Raw genomic sequence first — 16,505 nt, 5'->3', positions numbered from 1 at the left:
GTACCCGTACCCCCGGCGATGTGGTCCGAATCAGGCCAAGAACATACCGATTGGTACGATTCCGGCTGCACCCCTAGCGACCCCCGATAGGGGCCAGGGCAACCAGTGCCGTTCGCGCGGGCCGGACGGGAACATCGAGACGCTGTGGCGCAGCTTCTCCGTGTCGACGCTTCGCGGGTCGAGCAGCCGTTGCCACGCGATCCCACGGAGTAGGCCGGCGACTTTGTACCGCCACTTCCCCACCCGGGAGGCCGGTCTACCACGGAGAAGTCGCCGCACTGTGCGGCCGCCTTCGCGTTCTTTGCGGTCTTTAGAGCGGACAGGTGCCGCGGATGCCGATCTTACAATCGCCTACCGTATAGAGCGTTATACAGTCAACGGGACGTCGTTGCCCAAGGCGGCGATCCAGTGCCGCGAGAGTGATCGCCGCCAGGCAACCGACGTACGCTTCCCCCGTCACGAGGCAGGGTTCCGGCAAAGTCGCCTTCCGCCGCATCCCCGGCGGCCTCACCACCCGGCTTGGTGTCGGAAACGTGACCGGCTCACATGATCACTCGTCAATCCGGTGGCGAGTTCGCCCATTCGGGCCTCGCCGACTACCCGGAGCGACCCTATGTTCGAGGTTCATCCCACCTGGAGGGGGCGCCGGATGGCATCGATGAACGTCGGCATGATCATGAAGCACGACCACAAGAAGGTGGTCATCCTCCAGACCGGCCTGAGCATCGACGGTTCGGACGCCGTGAAGATCGTCCCGCTCAGCACGAGAAAGCCGTCGGGCAGTGGCCGATACGTCGAGGCGAAGACCTGGGTCAACGACTACTGGATCCCGCTCGACCAGGTAAAGCTCGTCAAGGCCGCCGACGTGGTCCACGCCGCCACCCCACCGGGACGGCTCCCCCAGGAGCCTTTGCGGGCTGTCCTGAAGGAAATGGGCAACGGTTCCCGGTAACTCAGTGGCAGCGTGAAAGCCTGCGGCTGATGACAGGCTGGCCGCCTGGTCTTGCTTGCCGGTAGCCGTCTCGACCGTTATAGCTGGTCAGGACTAGTGCCTTCACGCCGGTCATGGTCGACTGCGGCCGAGTCGCGATCGCCGGTTCCGGTCCGCGTCCGTGAAACGAAGTCGTCCTGGAGCGCCCAGTTCCGGCCGTCGCCGACGTCAGTACTGCGACGGCCGCGACAGGGAAGAGGGAAGCGACAGTGGGCATGGCTGCTACGGAGCTGCTGGGGAGGGCTCGTGCCGGGGATGGCGAAGCGTTTCGTGAGCTGATCGAACCGTATCGCCGAGAGCTCCACGTGCACTGCTACCGGATGCTGGGGTCTTTCCAAGACGCCGAGGACGCGCTTCAGGACACGCTGCTGTCGGCGTGGCAGAACGTCGGGGCCTTCGAGAAGCGGGCGTCCATCCGGACGTGGCTGTATCGCATCGCCACCAACCGGTGTCTCGACGTGCTGCGCTCGGCGAGCCGCCGTCCCGCTGTCGACTGGGACGTTTCCGGCACCGAGCTGCCGGAGCCGAGCCGGCTCGGTGAGGTCGCATGGCTCGAGCCCTACCCGGACGCGCTGCTCGACGGTGGCTCGGGTGCGCAGCCCGGCCCGGCGGTCCGGTACGAACAACTCGAGGCCATTTCGCTGGCGTTCGTGACCGCGCTCCAGACGCTGCCGCCCCGGCAGCTGGCGGTGCTGATCCTGCGGGACGTGCTCGGCTACCGCGCCAAGGAAGTCGCGGACATGCTCGGCACGACCATGGAATCGGTCACCAGCGCGCTGAAACGCGCCCGTGCCGGGTTGCCGCGCCGGCCGCCGGACGAAGGCCGGGAACCCGCGCCGGCGCCTGGGTCACCGGCCGAGCAGGAGCTGGTGACGAAGTTCGTCCGTGCGTACTCGTCCTACGACCTCCAGGCCCTCCTGGCCCTGCTGACCGACGACGTCTGCGTGTCCATGCCGCCGATTCCGCTCGAGTACCACGGCCTGGCGGCTGTCGAGCGCTTCTACACCACCATGCTGAATCCCGCCTGGGGCTACGACTTCGTGCCGACGCGAGCGAACGGCCAGCCGGCGCTGGGCACCTATCTGCGCGCTCCGACCGGTGTCCGCCACGGTGCCGGGCTGGTCGTCCTGACCCTCAGCGGCGACCGCATCCGCGCCCTCACCCGCTTCGACAGTGGCGTTCTCCCGTCGTTCGGGTTGCCCCGCTCGATACCTGGCCGCGCGCAGCGCGGCTGACCCTTGATCGAATCACTCACTGGAGAAGGAAACAATGCAGGAAACCACCCGGTTCGAAGGATCGGTCGCCCTGGTGACCGGAGCCAACCGCGGCATCGGACGCGCCATCACGGAAGCGTTGCTGGCGCGCGGCGTGAAGAAGATCTACGCCACGGCACGGGATGAGCGGACCGTCGAGGCGTTGCGGGAGCGGCACGGAGAACGTGTCGTTCCGCTGCGGCTGGACGTGACCGACGCCGATCAGATCGCGGCCGTCGCGCAGGCCGCCACCGACGTCGACGTGCTGGTCAACAACGCCGGCGCGTTCGAGCCGACCGATCTCGCCGACCACGCGATCGTCGAGGTGGCCCGGCGGGAGATGGAGGTCAACTACTTCGGCGCGCTGCGAATGCTGCACGCGTTCGAGGACACGCTGGTGCGCCACCGCGGAACGCTCGTCTACATCGGGTCGGCCGCCGGCCTGACCAACGTGCCGCTCCAGCCCACCTACAGCGCCTCGAAGGCCGCGCAGCACTCGCTGACCCAGGCATCGCGGGCGTCGCTGGCCGCGCGGGGCGTGTCGGTGCACGGCGTCTACCCGGGGCCTGTCGACACCGACATGACGAGGGATCTGCCCGCCGCGTTCACCAAGACACCCGCCACGACCGTCGCCAACGCGATCCTCGACGGGGTCCGGGCCGGCGAGGAGGACATCTTCCCGGACCCGTTCGCCGTGGCCTTCGGCGAGCAGTTCCAGTCCTCGCCCAAGAGCGTGGAGAAGCAGATGGCAGCGCTCGTCACGTCGCCTGCCTGACCACTCGAGAAAGGGCCGAACATGCCTGTCGGTTACCTCGACGTCCCCGCCGGTGCGGACGTCGACACGAAGAAGACGCTGGTGAAGGAAATCTACGACGCCATGCGCGAGGTCTACCCGTTCCCGGACGACACCCGGATCTTCCTGCGCGAATGGCCGCTCGGAAGCGTGAGCCAGAACGGTCTGCTCGGCGCGGAGCCTGCCCGCCCGGTGTTCGTCGTGCACGTCCCGCAAGGGGGCAACATCGACGCCAAGCGCGTCATGCTGAAAAAGATCAACGGAGCAGTGGCCGACGCCTACGACTTGCCGGACTTCGCGGTGTTCTTCCACGAGCACTCGCTGACGACGGTGGCGATCAACGGTGGCATCCTCGCCGACGACATCCAGCGTGTCGAAGACCAAGCCGAAGTCTACGGCGGCTGACCAGGGCACGACTGGTTTCCGCCACGCACAGGCGACGTCAGAGCACCACTTCCAGCGTCACGTCGCCGATGGGCAGGCTCAACCGCCGGTCGGAGCGCGGCTCCAGCGGTCCGCACCGGCGGGATGAGCTCCCGCATCCGCTCGTCGCTGCCTTCTTCACCGAAGCCGCAAACCCCGCGCGAAATCCCGTCACCGCTCTTTCGCGGCGCGGCGGCGGGACCACGCGCCGGCGTCAGCGGTGTAGCGGACGAGGAGCCGCGCGAACTGGACGCGTTCCTCCGCCGGCCACCCGGCCGTGATGTCCTCGAACGCCGCGCGCTGGTCGGTGGCGAAACGGGTTCGCTCGGCCTCGCCGCGTTCGGTGAGCTCGAGCACCGTCCGGCGGCCGTCGGCCTGGGAAGCCGCCCGCCGGAGCAGGCCGTCGGCGATGCAGGCCGCGACCGTGCGGCTGGCCACCGGTTGCGCGACGCCCATCTCCGTGGCGAGACCCCCGACCGTCATCTCGCCCGGAGCGTCGGCCACCACGTTCAGCACCAGGTTGCGGGACAGGTCACGGCCCGAGGCCGGGGTGCGCCGGCGCAGCCGGGACAGGGCCGGGCCGATCTGGTCCAGCAGGTCGTCTTCAGCGGAACCGCTCACCCCGCGGATCGTAGTACCCCGGGCATTTGCATGCCAGATGTGAACTGCATAGCATTGGGTATGCAACTGCGATGAGGAAGCGAGACAACCATGGCCACCACCGCCATCACCGGCGCCCGGCTCTTCGACGGCGAGAAGACCCTGGGGGTACAGACCGTCGTCCTGGACGGCCGGAAGATCCGCCAGGTCGGCGGCGACGTGCCCGAAGGCGCCGAAGTCGTCGACGGCCGGGGCGCGACCCTGCTGCCCGGGCTGATCGACGCCCACGTCCACTCCGGTCCCGGCTCCCTGGCACTGGCCCTGCGGTTCGGCGTCACCACCGAGCTGGAGATGCAGGGCATGAACACCCGCGAGAACCGCGCGCACCTCACCGAGGACGACACGGTCGCCGACGTCCGATCCGCCGGCTTCGCCATCACGCCGCCCGGCGGTCACCCCAGCGAGCTCATGCCCGAAGGGTTCCGGCCGGCCGGCGACCTGCCGCCGGTACTGCCGCTGATGCCGTTTTCCACCACCCCGGAAGAGGCCGCCGCGTACGTCCCGCAACTACTGGCGCGCGGCTCCGACTACATCAAGTTCATGATCGACGACGGCAGCGTCGAAGGACACCCCGGACTGCCCATGCTCGACCAGGCCACGCTGAACGCCGGCGTCGCCGAGGCCAAGAAGTACGGCGCCCTCACCGTGGCGCACCCTGACCCTCGACGCCACCCGGATGGCCGCCGAGGCCGGGGTCGACGGCGTCGTCCACGTGTTCATGGACCGGCCGCACACGGCGGAGATCGTGGACTCGATCGCCGAGGCGGGGATGTTCGTCGTGCCGTGCCTCTGCCTCGACGCGTCGATGATGGGCATCACCGGCAACACCCTCGCCGACGACCCCCGGGTCGCCCGCCGCCTCGACGACAAATGGGAGAAGACCCTGCGGTCCAGCTACAACCGCTACCCGCAGGGCAGGCTCGACGACGTCCTGGAGACCGTCCGAGCCCTGGCCACGGCGGGCGTGGACCTGCTGGCCGGCACCGACGCCTCCATGGCCGAGACCTTCTTCGGTGGCTTGGCGCACGGAGCCAGCCTCCACCACGAACTGCAGTACCTCGTGCAGGCCGGCCTGACCCCCGTCCAAGCGCTGCGCGCCGCCACGGCGACCACCGCCCGACGCTTCGGTCTCGGCGACCGAGGACGCATCGCCGAAGGGCTCCGCGCCGACCTTCTGCTCGTCGACGGCGACCCGACGACGAACATCGGCGACACACTCGACATCCGTGCGGTTTGGCGACGCGGCAGCCGGCTGGTCTCGTGACCCGCAAGATGGCACCAGGGTGCGGTAGTTCGGCGTACCGACTACCGCACCCTGGTGCCAGGTTGCGCGGGTTACTGGGGCAGGAGCTTCTTCAGGTGGTCGGCGGCGAGTTGGGCGTCGGCGACGACCTTCGCCGTGTCGATGCCGGCAACGCGCCCGTCGCGCTTGAGGGCGCGGCCGTCGACGAACACCCACGAGACGTTGGCGGGCTGGGTGTTGAAGACGAGCTGGTTGACCCAGTCCACCTTGGGCGCGAAGTTGACCGACTGGGCGTCGATCACCTGCAGGTCCGCCTTCTTGCCCGGCGTCAGCGAGCCGATCTCCCGGTCCAGCCCGAGCGCCTCGGCGCCGCCGAGGGTGGCCATGCGCAGGACGTCCGCCGTCGCCGGGTAAACCGCCGGATCCGTGGTGGTCGCCCGCTGGAGACCGACCGCCGCACGCATCACGTTGAACATGTCGCTCGTGTCGTTGGTGCCGCCGTCGAGCCCGAGGCCGACCTTCATGCCCCGTTTCTTCATTTCCGGCAGCCGGATCACGCCCGAAGCGAGCCGCATGTTCGACAGCGGGTTGTGCGCGACGCTGACACCCGCGCGTGCCAGCTCGTCGAGGTCGGCGTCGGTGGTCTGGATGACGTGGTTCGCCACCAGCCCGGAATGCAGCGCGTTCGCCCGGCGGAGCGCGTCCATCTGCCCCTCGGTCAGATCGGCCTTCGACTCGAGCAGATGGACGTTCAGCGAAACCCCGAGTTCGCGCGCGAGCTTCTCGGACGCCTCGAGGCTCGGGAAGTTCCCGGTCGACGGATGCGTGCCGACCTGCAGGTGTGCCAACGGGTTCGGATCGATGACCTCGCGCTTGACGCGGCGGATCTCGTCCTGCAGCGCGGCGTTCGTGGTCCCGTTGTAGGAGTAGACGAACCGCAGCTTCGACTCGGCGAGCGCGCGGAGCCCGCCCTTGGCGAAGTCGATGTTGAAGGCGTGCGACCAGTCGGTGACCGTGGTGATCCCGGTCGAGACGACGTCGGCGGCCGAAAGCTTCGTTCCCGCATACGCGTCGGCGTCGGTCACCGGAGCGCCGTAGAGCGGGATGACGCATTTGCCGAGCCAGCCGACGAGTTCCTTGTCGGCCGCACAGCCGCGGATCAGCGACTGCCACAGGTGGTTGTGCATGTCGACGAAGCCGGGCAGCACGATCTTGCCGCGGGCGTCGACGACCCGGGCACCGCGCGCGTCGAGGTCCTTGCCGACCTCCTTGATCTTGTTGCCTTCCATGACGACGTCGGCGTCGGCGAGCGCGCCGAGCGGTCCTTCGCCGAGCTTCGAGTCCATCGTGAGCACCATGGCGGCGTCGCGGATGACGACCCGGCCGCTGCCGGTGAACTCCGCGTCGCTCGCGGGTTCGGCCGCGGTGCGGCCGAGGTTGGTGAGCAGGGCCGCGCCGAGGACCACGGCGAGGGTCAACGTGAAGACGGACAGTACGGATCTGCGCTGTTGCATCGTTCGAACTCCCCAGTCGGAACCAGCGTTGCAAGATCACGTTAGCCGTTCGGACGGGAGCAAGGGACCTTTTTAGTACGGCGACGGCACCGGGACGGCCGGGTGTTCGGAGATGAATCCGGCGACCCGTAAGGCTGTCGATCTACTTCCCATTGCTGCCCCCGCGGGGTCCGAACTCGGCCATGCGCGCGACCAGCCGCCGAAGCTCGCCCACGCGCGCCGTGCCGGCGCGGCCGGCGTCCGAGTGGGTGGCGAAGATGGCGACCAGCGCGCGATACCACCACAACTGGTCACCGAAGCCGGCGTTGAAGCGGTCCCAGACATCCGGCCCGTCGGCTTCCAGATCGTTGACGGTGCACCGGGCGTTGTGCACCTTGTCGGCCAGCGACACGCGAATGGCCCCGGTGCTGTGCTGGTCGGCGAGATAATCGAGGTACAGTTGTTTGCGGGTCCGGTACTCGGCCATGCCCGGGTCGTGTTCCTTGGGTCCCGAACACGCCTCGACCAGCAGTCTGACATCCAGCCCGAAGTGGTGCTCGATCTCGGCGGCGCGGACGTGGAGCGGGTCCTGGTCCTCCAGCACGTCGTGCAGCAGCCCGGCGATGACCTCCTCGGTGCTCCCGCCGTCTTCGAGGACGAGGCCGGCCACGCCGAGCAGGTGACTGACGTAGGGGATCCCGGGCCGGTCGTCGCCTGGGCCGCGTTTGCGGATCTGATCAGCGTGCGCCCGGGCGGCGTAGCCGGTCGCGGCAGCGAGGGCGTCGGGGAACATCGGCGGTGTGTGCATGGCGTGCAGTGCGTCGCGGAAACTCGCGATCGGGTTGGCCCCGGGCAGTACGGCGCACACGGCCGCCAACGCGGTGTCGACGGGGACGGCGCGGCACCGCGCCCCGTACAGCGCGGCCACGGCCGGGGTGCGGCTGTGGGCCTGCACACAGTGCAGCAGGACGGTCCGTCCTTCGCGACGCAGTTGCTGGATGAGGGTGGTGGTGTCGTGCAGGACGAACCCGAGGTTCGGATTCTGCTCGGCGCCGTCCTGGTCGATCAGGCGGACCTCGATCAGTTCAACGCCCGCCGGCACGGCGTCGGGGCCGACGCGGCACAGCGACACCACCGCATCCACCCCCGGGGGGAGCGTGTGCAGGGCGCCGACCGCCCCGATCCACAGGCCCTCGTCGTAGGGGTGCCGGGCCAGGGCGTCCAGTCGCCCGAAGCCGCGGAAGCCGAAGTCGAACCGGTCCGGTGCGCCGCCTTCCACGATCGAGGTCGCCAGCGTGATCAGGTCGCGGGCGCGGTTTCCGGGCCAGCCGTGCAGCACCCGCCGCCACCCGGCCGGCACGGCGGAGGCCCCGTGCCCGGCCCCGAGCAGACCACCCGCGATGGCGGCGACGGTGTCGGTGTCACGCCCGCCACGGACCGCGGCCTCCAGCGCCAGGCGGAGATGGTCGGCGACGAACACCCCGGCGGCCGGATCATCGACGGGCACGGGCGTGCCGGCGATGGCCGACCAGGCGCCCTGCAGTGCCTGCACGACCCATCCGTTGCGGTCGAACGCCGCCGGACGCCGCGACTCGGCATCGTCGAGGCGCTGGGCCCACACGTCCCGGCGCGCGGCGGGCAGCAACGGCAGTCCGGCGCGCAGGTCGAGCTTGCCGGTGAGCACGGCGTTGCGGATGGCCAGGCACCACAGCACGCATGCCTCGCCCGCTTCGGGGTCGTAGTGGGTCAGGGCGCTGATCGCGGTGGCGGCCTCGATCAGGGCGTGTTCGTCGTGCAGGAAGGCCAGCGCGACCGGCGCGGTGCGCATCAGCGACCCGTTGCCCGCGGACCGCCCCGCGTGGTGGTGGTGATGTTCGGCCGCGGTACGGGCGTGGCGGGCGCCGATCGCGTCGTTGTCGCGGCGTGCCGCCCGTCCCGCGGCGGTGAGGACGGCGCGGGTTTGGTTGCCGACGTCCGTAGCGGTGGTGGCCCAGTCGTGCCAGCGGGCCACGATGGCGTCCTGCGCGGTGGCGTCGCGCAGGTCAGCTCCGGTGGCGGCGACCTCGGCGATGGCGATGGCCATCGCGGTGTCGTCGGTCCACTCGCCCGGTTCCCAGCCGAAGGAGCCGCCGCCGACCATGCCCACGGGCAGCTCCGGGCCGAGGGGCGGTCCGAACTCGTAGGGGGCGCCCAGCGCGTCTCCGGCCGCGGAGGCCAGTAAGACACCGTAGGCGCGGTCCCGTTGCGCGGTGGTGAGGTTCATGCCGTCATCTCCAACACGGGGTGCTTGGTGTTCAGGACGCTCAGGTGTGCCAGGTGACCCTCGCGGGTAACGATGCCGCGCGCCGCCAGGTACGGGCCGGACGCGCCGATGGCGAGCCCGTCACCGCCGTCATTCCCGCGCGGGCCGACACAGGTGTGGCGTTGAGCAAAGCCGCGTCGAGGGCCGCCGCGTCCAGCAACCCGGGCAGGTGGGCCGCGAGCGCGGCGGACGAGCCGAACACCTCCAGGACGAGCGGTTGCCCACCCACGCCGATCAGCGCATCCCGCTGCCCCTCCAGCGGCGCCAGGCGCTTCGTGGCCGTCTGCCGGTCGAGGTGCCCGGCGCTCTCCGTCGCCTACGTCGAAGTCGTGCCGCTCGACCGGCTGGGCTCGCAGCTGGTCAAACGCGGCTGGTGGCGCTGAACCCGGGGCTGCTGCCATACAGCCACCGCGTCATTGTGCGGCGAGCGGTCGAGGAGGTTCACGGCCGGTACGCCGCCGCCCCGGACCCCGACCATCTTGCTATCGGACACGCTCACGCTACGGCAGTTGCGGCGGGTTCAGAGCAGATCGCGGGCAGACCACTCCAACGAGCAAGGCCGGGTAGTCAAGGATTCCTCTGCCGCGCAAGCGGTCAACGGAACGGCCGTGAATGGCACATTGAGGGACTCTATGTCCCTCAATGTGCCATTCACGGCCGTGGGCGAGCAGCCGGGTGCATGATGACGTGTTCGAGTGCGCCCGTTGGGCGGAGGAACAGCAGCACCGACCGAACGACCCGTTCGGTCGAGGCGTCTTCGATGGCTCGGGCGTAGACGCGCAGCTGTATTTCATACGCCGCAAGGGCATCGGCGCTCATGGCGGTGTCGGTCTTGTAGTCGACGAGGACCAGGCCGTCGTCGTCGCGGTAGAGCAGGTCGACGTAGCCCTCGACTTGGACGTTGTCGACGATTGTCCCGACGTAGGTTTCCCGCCAGTGGGGTTTGGTGGCGGCGCGGGTGACGGTGGGCGAGTCGAGCGCGGCGCGGACGGCCGTGGCGATGTCCGGCGCGGCGTCGGCGACGCCCTCGGTGAGCGCCTGCGAGGCGGCCAATTCGTCGAGGCCGTCACCGGTGGTGAGGTCGACGGTTTGCAGGACCGCGTGGACGGCACGGCCGATCGCGGTGCCGTATCGGCCTTTCGCCCACGCGGGCAGTTCGAGATCCCGTGGCTGTTTGGCCAGGCCGTGGTGGGCGAAGGTCGGCAACGGGCTGCTTGCCCGGCCGTGGGCGATGTCGGTAGCGGACTCGGCTTCGCGGCGGCGGCTGTTGGCGAGTGCGACCTCGCGGTTGCTCGTCCACTCGGGCCATCCGGGCAGCGGGGCCGCCGCGGGCCGGACCCTCCGGTCGAGCGGTTCCAGCACGTCGGGTGCCGCCCAGTTCTCGTGGCCGGCTCCGCGGCACGCTGCGGCGAGCACCGCTGCCGGGCACGCGCGTCCGCCGCGGTGCAGCGAGACCGCCAGGTGGTCTTTGGCGCGCGTGCACGCCACGTACAGCAGCCGGATGTCTTCGCAGTCCTCAATCGTCTTTTCCGCGGCGTCGGCGTCGCGGTAGCCGAGGGTTTCGAGGTCCGCGCCCAGTTTCACCTCGCAGCCACCGTCCGCCGGCCACAGCACCGGCGGCCGGGTCTTCGCTCCGGGCGACGACAGGCCGGCGACGATGACGAAGGGAAACTCTAGTCCTTTCGACGCGTGGATCGTGGTGATCCGCACCGCGTCGGCGTCGGTCTCGGGCAGCACGGTCTCGCTCACCCGTGCGGAATCGGCAGCCTGCCCGGCCGCCCAGCGCAGGTATTCGCGCAGTGAGCCGTGCTCGGCCTCCGACCATGCTCGCGCTTGGTCCACCACGAATCTCAGCCGCCGCCAGGTCTCGCGATAGTGCGGCGAGTCCACGGCGGCCTCGAGAACGCGCCCGCGGTCGAGTACGTCTTCGAGCAGTTTCGACGGTGACCATCGGGACCGCAGCCGCGCCCATCGTCGCAGTTGCGCGAGCCCGTCGGCGACGACACCGTCGTGCACGGGTGGGGCGAACAGGTTCCACGAGCCACGGGCCTGTTTCCACCGCCACAGGTCGGCGTCGGAGCATCCGAACATCGGTGTGCGCAGTGTGCTGACGACGGCGAGTTCGTCGGTGGGGTCGTCGACCGCCGTCACGCACAGCATCAGCTCCCGCACCTCGGGCGCGGAGTACACGAACGTGGCCGCCTCGGTCCGGTAGGACACCGCCACTTGGTCGAGCGCCTGTTCCAGACCGCTGATGGACGTCCTTGTGGGCGCCAGGATCGTGATGTCCGAAAGCGATAGCGGACGCGGTTCGCCGGCACGGCCGCGCACCTGCCATCCCTCACGCACCGCGCGCACCACCAACCCGGCGACGTCGTGCGCTTCGCGAGTGCGCACGACCTCCGCGCTGGGTCCGTCAGCGTGTTCGTCATCGCCCAGGACCACGACGTGCGGGCCGCGCACGTGACCGTCGTCCGAGCCAGGCTGTAGCGCCTCGTAGGCTGGTTGTGCCCCAGGGGTTTCGGTGATGAGCCGCGCGAAGACCCGGTTGATCCAACCCAGCAGAGCGGTGGTCGCACGGAAGTTCGTGGTCAGCGAGACCGGGGCGCCGAGTGTGTTTCTCGCGTCGAGGTAGGTGCGGATGTCCGCGCGCCGGAATCGGTAGATCGACTGCTTGGAGTCGCCGACGAAGAACAACGCTCCTGCCGGCACCGCCACGTGGCGCCAGTCGTGGGCGGTCGCGGTCTGGCCCGCGGCGATGCGGACGGCGAGTTCGATCTGGATGGGGTCGGTGTCCTGCGCCTCGTCGAGCAGCAGCCTGCGGTAGCGCCGGCTCAGCTGGGTCCGGGCCGGAACGGACTGCCGGACGAGTCGCCGGGCGAGCACGAGCAGGTCGTGGAACTGCAGCCGGCCGGCCGCGGCTCGTTGCCTGGCCGCTCGAAGGGTGTCGGCGGCGATCGCGGGCAGCAGACACCGCAGGATGCGATCTATGGCGTGACCGCGCAGTGCGGCGCCGTCGGCTTTGATGTTCTTGATCTCGTCCTTGATGCCGTCGACCACTGGTCGCCCGCCCCAGTTTGCCGCCCTGCCGCCGTTTCCGGGGCCGGGCAAGGTGGTCAGCAGGCCCAGCAGGTCGGCGGGGTCGGCACCGCCGGTGTCCGACAGCCACTGGTCGAGTTTGTGGATCTGTGCCAGAAGCTTGTCGCCGGGGTCCCGGCAGTCGCCGCGGCAGTCGGTCACCGTGGCGATCCGGGTCCTGAGCGCGGTGAGGTTCAGTCGCGGTGGCTCGAGGGAGTTCGTCGTTGCGATGCGTTCCTCGACCAGATCCCAGTTGGCGTCGAGTTGCTGTGCCAGGGTGTGCAGGTGGTCGAGGGTGAGTCCCGCGGCCAACCCCAGCCGCAGTACCGGTGCGACGGCCGGGTCCTGCAGCAGCCGGGTCTGCAGGTCCTCCCAGCGCCGGTCGGCGGCGACCCGCGAGCCCACCTCGTCGAGCACGTCGATCAAGGGGGGCAGGCCCGCCTCGATGGGGTGCTCGGTGAGGATCCGGCGCGCGAAGGAGTGCAGTGTGCCGATCGCCGCGCCGTCCAGGTCGTCCAGTGCCCTGGTCTGCCCAGCTTCCTCCAGCCCGACGCGGACGCGGTCACGCAGCTCGGCCGCGGCCTTCTCGGTGAAGGTGACCGCGGCAATGGCGGGCAACGGCAGGCCTGCGGTGACGAGTGCGACGATGCGACGCACCAGCACGGTGGTTTTGCCCGAACCCGCTCCCGCCTCGACGAACAGTGAGCAGCCGAGGTCGGTGGCGATCATGTCTCGCGCGGCCTGGTCGGCGAGTGTCACTGTGTCACGGCCTCGCCGAGCAGTGCGCGCAACGCGACGAGCTCTGGTGCGCGGCCTTTCCTGCTCCATGCCTGCGCCACGCCGTACTCGCCGAGGCCGTCGGGGTCACAGCCGGGGCAGTCGTAGAGCACGTTGGATTTGCCCTTGGCGCGGGCGATGAACACACCGCCGACGATCCCGTCGACGGCGGTGCGCAGTGCCAGGCGGGCCCTGTCCAGCACCGCTTCGTCGATGGTGTGCCCGATGCGTTCGAAACCTCCGCGCCGGGTGGTGAACCAGTACTCCGATCTCACCGCGGTGGCTTCGTCGCCGAATGTCGCGCACGCGGCGATCGCGTACACCGGTAGCTGAAGCCGCTGCCCATGGTGGCAGGGGTCCCCGACGATCGGGCGGAACGGATCGGCTTTGCCGGTTTTGTAGTCGGTGACGAGGAGCATGCCGGCAGCCGACCGGTCGATGCGGTCGATGCGGCCGCGGAGCCGCAGGGTCCGGCCGTCGCCCAGCGGGAACTCCACGCCGTCGAACGCCCATTCGGCAGCGACCGGTGCGAGGCCGCCGAAGTCGCGACGCCGCACGTCATCGCGGGCCAGGAACTCGACGAGGTCCGCGCGCATCGCGGTCTTGTCGTACTCCCACAGCAACGGGAAACCGGTGACTCCTTCGGCCTGAGCACGGTCGAACCGTTCGTCGGCGGCTTGGGTCAGAACGGTCAGCGCCTGCTCGGGCCACGGCTGTCCAGGCCCTGGTGCCCATCCGTCGTCGACGGCACGGGTGACGACCTGCTCCAGTACGTCGTGCAGCACGGTGCCCCGGTCCATGGCAGAGATCCGCACAATCTCCTCGGGCTGCTGGACCGGTACGACACTCAGCAGATACCTGGTGAAATAGCCGTGCGGGCACTGCATCCACGCTTCCAGTGCCGTGGCCGACACCACCGCACCGTCCGTGGGGTCAGGCAGCCTCTCGCCCGCGAGATTGCCGTCGAACACGGTGAACGCGTCGCTTGCCCGTGCACGGCGGGTTTCGAGGGCACGCGCGAGTATCGAGCCGTCCGGGATGTCCGCGAGGTGATCGACCGCCGCGCGTTGACGCCACTCCTGCTCAGTGGCCGGATTGCACCCGCGTTCCACCGCTCCGGCGTAGGAGGGCGATTCGACCAGTCCCGCCACGGACTCCCACCGGTCGGTCCGCACGTGATCTTCACCGGCGAGCCGGCTCAGTGTCGGCGCCAACCAGCGTGACGGCACCCGCGAGCCACCCCGCCGCAAGTCTCCCCTGGGGAAGCTCACCACCCGGCCTCCCGGGGAGGCGGCCGCGAACGCGGCGAGCACGTGACGGTGCTGGCGGTCCAACTGGTGGCGCAGCGTGGGAAGCGCACCATCGGTGAGCTCTCGGACGTGGTCGGGAAGCAACGGGTCGTCACCAGCCCGATACGGCAGCATGCCCTCGGCGGCGCCGACGATGAACACCACGTCCAGGTCCTCCCCGACCCCTTCGGACACTCGGCCCACATGCACTCCCGTACCCATGCGGCCCACCCGGTCGAGGTCGTCGGCGAGTTCGAGTTCGAGAAGTTCACGCAACAGCACCGGGTCCGGCCCGCCGGCGAACTCGTCCAGACCCGACAACGATCGCAGCGTCGCGGTGATCCGGTCGGTCGCGCGCTGCTCCTCCGGGGCCGGAGTGCCGATCTCGTCGCCGCCCAGGACGGTCGACCACATCCGCAATGCGGCCTCGCCTGACTCTCGCCACGTGCCGGCGTGCTCCACAGCGGACAGTCCAGTTCGGACGCTCGTGACGAATGTGTGTAGTTCTCGGGCGGTATCGGCCTCACGCCGCGCGCGGTCCACCCGCCACGTCTCCGCCTCGGCGTGGTCGGCGATCCACGTGTCGCGGTGGGCGGCGTAATCCTCCAGCCTCGCCCAGTCGCCGCCGCGAACCACCCCCGCGGCACGCGACACCCTCTCCCACGCCGAGCCCGGTGCTCTGCCACCGGCGTGACGGAGCGGCGCGTCAGCGATGAACGCGAGGACGTCACCGCGGCTGAAGTCGTTACGCGACAGAGAGAGCAACCGTAGAACGGACCGCCCGACACGTCCCTCGGAGGCCGGCCGCACTCCCCTGCCACACAGCTCGACCCCCGCGCGGCCGAGGTGCTCGTGCAACAGCCGGGCGTAGGGGTCAGCCGACCCGTACAACACCGCGATGCGGTGCCCAGGCCGACCCACCAGTTCCGCCACCACCCGGCGCACCACGCACCGCACCTCGTCATCCGGGTCCGAGGCGTGCAAGACCACGTCACCCACCAGCCGGGCCACAACCGCACCGGCGTCGACACCCAACGCCCCGCACACGGCACGCGGGCCCTCGTCCGCCGCCCTCTCACCGGTCAGGCCGACCACCACATGCACGGTCGTGACACGACCAACGGCCGAGAGCAACGCCGTCTCGGGCGCATCAAGGTCCTGCGGCAGGAACGCCACCACCGTCCCGGACACACCGCCCTCTCCCACGATCCCGGCCGCCGCTTCGAGCAGGTCCACCTCGTCGAAGAACGCTGACGCGCACCGCTCTTCCAGGACGCGGTGCACCCGAACCGTCTCGGCGGTCACCTCGTTCCCGGCGGAGATTTCGTCGAGCAGCGTGTCCGGAAGAGCGCGCAGCAGACGGTGCGCGCGGGCAATGGCCCGGACCGTCCCGATGTGATCAGCCACCGGAGCGAAGATTCCCGCATCGGACGCGAGCGCCCAGCGGACCGCCGCGGCCAGCACCAGCCCGGTGAGCGGGCGGCGACCACATCGGGCGAACCGGTCACCCACAAGGGTTTCAGCCAGCCGACGCAGAGTCACCACCCGCAACGCGGCCACGCCGGGAGGGCCAGTCCCCATTCCCCTGGCCAGCGAACGCCGCGCGGCGACACCCACCCACTCGCCCGGTACGACCAGCGTCACCGTCGCCAAAGGATCGCCGGCCTTGGCGACGGCCACCACCTCGGCCAGCACCCGATACGCGGCAGCACCGTACGGGGTCGCCCTCACCGTCACCGCCATCAGCACCAACTCCCCTGAGTCAGCCCCATCGTCACCGCACCATCCACTGTGGGCAAACGCAGGATTGTGCCCCGTCCTCAAAGGAGTGACATCCTCGATCGGTCAGCGCGGATCTCGGCTCGCACTTCCAGGCAGCTTCACGAAGCCAGATATGGCCAGATCGTCACGGACCAACACACAACGGCAGAATGGCCGCGCGCTCGTAGGAGTGACGTCTCCCATCAGCCGAGTGAGCGCGGCCGATCGACCGTCATGTGGCGCAGCGTCCGGCCGTTCACGAGCTGCCCGTGAACGAAGTAGGCGGCGTTGGGTCAAGGCCGGGCAGTTAGCTGCGGCAGCAAGCTGTCAAGCTGCCCGATTGGCCCGATTGGCCCGGTTTCAGACGCTCGCCCACAGCCGTGGGTGGGGCCGTTTTGGGGAGATATTGAGACAAATAGAGAATAACAGACAAGGGGTGTGA

11 protein-coding genes are annotated in these 16,505 nt (G+C 69.6%); 5 read left to right on the top strand and 6 right to left on the bottom strand.

The window, feature by feature from the left end; all coding sequences use genetic code 11:
- The first annotated feature begins 649 nt into the window (after window positions 1-649).
- The 4 genes from AB0M82_RS32740 (at window position 650) to AB0M82_RS32725 (ending at window position 3,442) form a co-directional block, all read left to right on the top strand.
- Window positions 650-952, top strand: a complete 303-nt coding sequence (locus AB0M82_RS32740) for a hypothetical protein (protein WP_364730273.1) — start codon at window positions 650-652, stop codon at window positions 950-952.
- Between the two features lie 254 nt (window positions 953-1,206).
- On the top strand, window positions 1,207-2,226 hold the full coding sequence (locus AB0M82_RS32735) for a sigma-70 family RNA polymerase sigma factor (RefSeq protein WP_364730271.1): 1,020 nt from the start codon (window positions 1,207-1,209) through the stop codon (window positions 2,224-2,226).
- A 34-nt stretch (window positions 2,227-2,260) separates the two neighbouring features.
- Complete coding sequence (locus AB0M82_RS32730) at window positions 2,261-3,019, top strand: SDR family oxidoreductase (RefSeq protein WP_364730268.1); 759 nt, start codon at window positions 2,261-2,263, stop codon at window positions 3,017-3,019.
- 21 nt (window positions 3,020-3,040) lie between these two features.
- Entirely contained in the window at window positions 3,041-3,442 is a 402-nt protein-coding gene (locus AB0M82_RS32725; protein WP_364730265.1) for a hypothetical protein, read from the top strand.
- Between the two features lie 189 nt (window positions 3,443-3,631).
- Here the strand turns inward: AB0M82_RS32725 and AB0M82_RS32720 are convergent, their stop codons facing one another.
- Window positions 3,632-4,081: a MarR family winged helix-turn-helix transcriptional regulator gene (locus AB0M82_RS32720; protein WP_364730263.1), complete on the bottom strand. Its 450-nt coding sequence runs from the start codon at window positions 4,079-4,081 to the stop codon at window positions 3,632-3,634.
- Between the two features lie 715 nt (window positions 4,082-4,796).
- On the opposite strand from AB0M82_RS32720, the gene AB0M82_RS32715 reads away from it, so the two are divergent.
- Window positions 4,797-5,384, top strand: a complete 588-nt coding sequence (locus AB0M82_RS32715) for an amidohydrolase family protein (protein ID WP_364730260.1) — start codon at window positions 4,797-4,799, stop codon at window positions 5,382-5,384.
- 71 nt (window positions 5,385-5,455) lie between these two features.
- Here the strand turns inward: AB0M82_RS32715 and AB0M82_RS32710 are convergent, their stop codons facing one another.
- The 5 genes from AB0M82_RS32710 to AB0M82_RS32690 form a co-directional block, all read right to left on the bottom strand.
- The gene (locus AB0M82_RS32710) at window positions 5,456-6,877 is read right to left on the bottom strand and encodes an amidohydrolase family protein (protein ID WP_364730258.1); all 1,422 of its coding nucleotides are present in this window, start codon (window positions 6,875-6,877) and stop codon (window positions 5,456-5,458) included.
- 142 nt (window positions 6,878-7,019) lie between these two features.
- Complete coding sequence (locus tag AB0M82_RS32705; RefSeq protein WP_364730255.1) at window positions 7,020-9,119, bottom strand: ADP-ribosylglycohydrolase family protein; 2,100 nt, start codon at window positions 9,117-9,119, stop codon at window positions 7,020-7,022.
- A gap of 40 nt (window positions 9,120-9,159) precedes the next feature.
- Complete coding sequence (locus AB0M82_RS32700) at window positions 9,160-9,387, bottom strand: hypothetical protein (RefSeq protein WP_364730252.1); 228 nt, start codon at window positions 9,385-9,387, stop codon at window positions 9,160-9,162.
- Window positions 9,388-9,809: 422 nt separating this feature from the next.
- Window positions 9,810-12,995 (bottom strand): UvrD-helicase domain-containing protein, encoded by a 3,186-nt coding sequence (locus AB0M82_RS32695; RefSeq protein WP_364730250.1) that lies wholly within the window; start codon window positions 12,993-12,995, stop codon window positions 9,810-9,812.
- On the bottom strand, window positions 12,992-16,045 hold the full coding sequence (locus AB0M82_RS32690; protein ID WP_364730247.1) for a PD-(D/E)XK nuclease family protein: 3,054 nt from the start codon (window positions 16,043-16,045) through the stop codon (window positions 12,992-12,994). Before AB0M82_RS32690 ends, AB0M82_RS32695 begins: the two co-directional genes overlap by 4 nt.
- Window positions 16,046-16,505: the final 460 nt, after the last annotated feature.

This window comes from Amycolatopsis sp. NPDC051128, assembly GCF_040682715.1.
Taxonomy (GTDB): domain Bacteria; phylum Actinomycetota; class Actinomycetes; order Mycobacteriales; family Pseudonocardiaceae; genus Amycolatopsis.
Note: the sequence above shows the minus strand (reverse complement) of the source record. Positions and strands in the feature narration are given on the sequence as shown.